This window comes from Psychrobacter sp. 1U2 (assembly GCF_051847575.1).
This window is the reverse complement of record NZ_JBPYDC010000783.1, coordinates 1-837: the sequence shown is the minus strand read 5'-3', so window position 1 is coordinate 837 and position 837 is coordinate 1. Positions and strand designations below refer to the sequence as shown.

1 protein-coding gene is annotated in these 837 nt (G+C 43.0%); it reads left to right on the top strand.

Going from position 1 to position 837, the window contains the following annotated elements; genetic code table 11:
• Window positions 1-292: 292 nt before the first annotated feature.
• Window positions 293-837 (top strand): aminomethyltransferase family protein (locus ACS8FD_RS18725; protein ID WP_459252157.1); only part of this gene is annotated, 545 nt, incomplete at its 3' end.

Below are 837 nucleotides of genomic sequence, written 5' to 3'. Positions count from 1 at the left end.
AAGGAGCCAGCAACGACGCCTTACCCACCGAAGGGGAGAAAATACGATACTGTATGCTCACATCGAGTCATAGCTTCTAATGCACAGCTATCGTATTGAAAATCTCAGGTCACAGGACAGATAGGGCTTTTGTTTAAACTGACGTTATGCGTCTGTTTGGCTTATTGCTTTATTTTTTGCTACCCTTTGGAGCAATGTTTGCGCCTTGCAATTTTGCTTCTCTCTACTGTAATGACGCTCATCATCCTCGTACCTTTATAAAAGGCCGATAGCGTATACACAAGGATTTGTTATGACCGATACCAATTCTCAAAACTCCAGCTCTCAAGACAATACTAGCCAAGCTCCTCAGCGCACCCCTCTATATCAGTCTCACGTCGATAGTGATGGTAAGATGGTAGATTTTTCGGGCTGGGAGTTGCCAATTCATTATGGCTCACAAATTGAAGAGCATGAAGCTGTACGTACTGATGCTGGTATGTTTGATGTCTCACATATGGTCGTGACTGATATCAAAGGTCAAGACGCCAAAACATGGTTGCAAAAACTGCTAGCAAACGATGTCAATAAACTAAAAACAGTCGGTAAAGCTTTATACTCTCCTATGCTTAACGAGCAAGGCGGTATCATTGACGATCTCATCGTCTACTTAATAACTGCTGATGAGACTGAATATCGTATCGTATCCAATGCAGGTACTCGTGATAAAAATATCGCTCATTTTAATAAAGTTGCTGACGCTTTCGATATTACGATTACTGAGCGTCCAGAGCTTGCTATGCTTGCCGTCCAAGGGCCAAATGCAGTTGCAAAACTGGCTCAAGCCAAACCGAGCTG